The organism is Archangium sp. (assembly GCF_057119385.1).
The window spans coordinates 1-2,688 of sequence record NZ_DBNGVP010000140.1; the positions used below are offsets into that span (position 1 = coordinate 1).

General features: G+C 71.8%; 2 protein-coding genes and 1 pseudogene. All 3 read right to left on the minus strand.

Features of this window, described 5'->3' with window-relative positions; genetic code table 11:
• The coding region (gene sitA5 / locus AC16DP_RS34020; RefSeq protein WP_483956925.1) for a SitA5 family polymorphic toxin at positions 1–838 on the minus strand (838 nt) is incomplete at its 3' end.
• 135 nt (positions 839–973) lie between these two features.
• On the minus strand, positions 974–1,915 hold the full coding sequence (locus AC16DP_RS34025; RefSeq protein WP_329733158.1) for a DUF2381 family protein: 942 nt from the start codon (positions 1,913–1,915) through the stop codon (positions 974–976).
• An 88-nt stretch (positions 1,916–2,003) separates the two neighbouring features.
• Positions 2,004–2,688, minus strand: a pseudogene (locus AC16DP_RS34030) (hypothetical protein); the annotation flags it as partial.

The window sequence follows — 2,688 nt, forward strand, 5'->3', positions numbered from 1 at the left end:
CCATGGCCGTCCAGCCGTCCATCAGCCCCCACAGCGTGTCCACGCCCAGCCAGGCCACCAGCACGACGGACAGCCCGGCGGCCAAGAGCTTGGTGGTCGGCTCGGGCACCAGCCAGAGGGCCAGGTACGCCCCGAGCGTCCACATGCACGAGGCCACCAGCACCTGCGGGTCCAACTCGCGCCCCAACGCCGCCTTCGTCTCCTCCAGCACCGAGCCGAAGGCCAGGGCGAGCGCCAGCGTGCGCCGGTCGTCCGTCTTGAGGTAGGGCCCGTCATCCAGCAGCCGCAGGCAATCGCCTCCGCCTCGCCCCCAGGTGCACCACAGCAGGTACCTCTCGCGCAGGGCCTCGTCCGCCACGGGCTTCAGCCGGCTGTCCGCGTCCTCGGGCACCAGCGTGAGCACCTGGCCCTTGTCCACCTCGGCCACCCACGTCCCGCTCATCTGCTCCCACTCCGGGTGCTGCTCCAACTGGCCCTCGAGCCACTCGCGTGCGGCCTCGCGCGGGCTCTTGCCCTCGTGCTGCACCTGGTGGGCGATGTGCCGCAGGGCGCGCTGGAAGTCCTCCCGGCTCACCGGCACCGGCCGCGTGGTGCCACGGCCCGGCTCCACCACCGCCACCTCGTACACCACCGCCCCCGAGAGCCCGGCGTCCGAGGCCGGGGTGCTTTCCTCCACGGGAGCCGGTAGCGGGGTGAGTGCCAGCACAGGTCCCCGGCCCGCGAACATTCCGCCGGGAGGATGGCCCTTGGCACATGCCGAGAGCAACAGCACGAGCAACACCCACCAGCGGCGCGGCGGCAGACCTGCCGGGTGGGAATGCTTCAGACGGGGCGACATACCGCACCACTCCTTCCCGCCGGGCGGGCGGGTGCCAGGGGTTTCCGCGAGTACACGGAAACACGGGTACGGCGGTCAAGCCGACAGGTAGGGGGCGCGGTGGAGGATGCACTGGGTTGGCAGCGGGCACGCGCGCTACGGGAAGGTGACATTCCCCAGGGTGACGGTGCGCTTCTGCTCGGCGTCCCAGAGCGTGAGGGTGTACGTGCCCCGCGCCTCCGTCTGCGACGCGAGCACCTCCACCACCACCCGGCGCCCTGGCTGCTGCTCCTCGGCTACTGCATCAGCCGGAGGAATGGGCTCCGGCTGCCAGAGGGGCAGCGGCTTCAACACCTCGCCCTTGGGGCCGCGCAGCACCGCGCCCGCCGCCGTCCAGGGCCGCGTGCCGGGGTTTTCCAGCCACACTTCCACCGCCACCCGGCCCTCGGCGCGGTAGCTGCGGGCCTGGCTCACGCGCAGGGCGTTGCTCTTGGCTTCCGTGTAACTGCCCGTCAGGTCCTTGGAAACAATGCCTTTCTCTCCCAGCAGCCCCGAGGCGAGCGCGCCCCGGAGTCCCTCGGGGGCGCCGCGTTCGGCGCGCAGCTGGCGCACCTCCTGTTGGCACTGCCGCGTCTCGGCCTGGGCTGTCTTCTCGCCCTCCTGGAAGGACGCCACCGAACGGGGCTCGCGAAACACCTTCACCTGGGACAGGCCCAGCGCCGGGTGCGCCAGCAAGAGGAATCTGGCACACGCAGGGGCCGCACCGTCCGCGAAGCACACCTCCACCAGGAAGCGCTCCCCGGCCTTCAGCTTCTCCGGGGGCGTCAGGGTGACGCCGCGCTGGCCCACCGACACGTCCGCGAAGCGCTCCCGCTCCTCCAGGCGCACGGACCCTGGCCGGAGCGCCGTGTCGAAGCGCAGCGTGAGGGGCACGTCCGGGCTGATGCACACCACGGGCGGTGTCGCGGAGGGCTCGGCCTTCAGCATCAGCTGCGGGCTCGCCGTTTCACACGCGTCCGGTGGGGACGGCTCAGCGGCCTGGGGGGAGAGCGCGAGGAGGGCCAGCGCGAGCAGGCCCACGGGAGACGCGAGGAGCACGGGGAGTCAACCTCCAAGGGAAGGCGGGGCGGGGTGACGGGAGGCGTTGGCCTCTACCACACCTCCCCGCCGCTGTGCTGCCCCCCGCCTACTCGAAGCGCTCCACGGCCCGGACCTTCTGGAGGTCGATGAGCACGGCGGAGTCAGCGGGGCCGCCAACGTCCTCCCGGTAAGCGCCTGGCGTTTCATCCTCGCGGGCGACCAACTCCAGGCACACGGGGAACGTCGTTCCATCCCGCCGCATGGCCTGGGTGAAGCGGCCGTACACGCGCTCCGGCCCGAGGTAGAGCCGCCCGGTGAGCGTGGCATTGTTCAGCCCCTTGAAGTCCACAACCCGCATGGGCGTGGACTCGCGCACGGTGACACGCTGGCTGGTGCCGGGTTCGCGAGGACCGAAATCCGCTTTGCCCACCTTACCAACGTGGATGCCCAGCTCCTTCATCGTCTTCACGGCACCGGGCGGGCAGTCGGCGGGGCGGGGCGGGGGGCGCACCACCTGGGGCGTGCCGGTGCAGCCGGTGAGCAGCACGGTACACAAGCCCACCACGCACGTCTCCTGGCGGCCCGGCACACAGTGCAACGCCTTGCGCTGCGGCCGGGCGGCGGGCTTCTCGTCGGGCTTCGAGCGGGTGTCGTTCTCGCGGAGCATGGTGGCGGAAGTGAGCGCGGGGGAAGGGGCCGGGAATGCAGCCGCGCTCCTTTCAGCTTCGGACGGCTCGCCCGGCTCCGCCACTTCGCGGACGAGCGCGGCGTGCAGCGTGGGATGGCTCGTC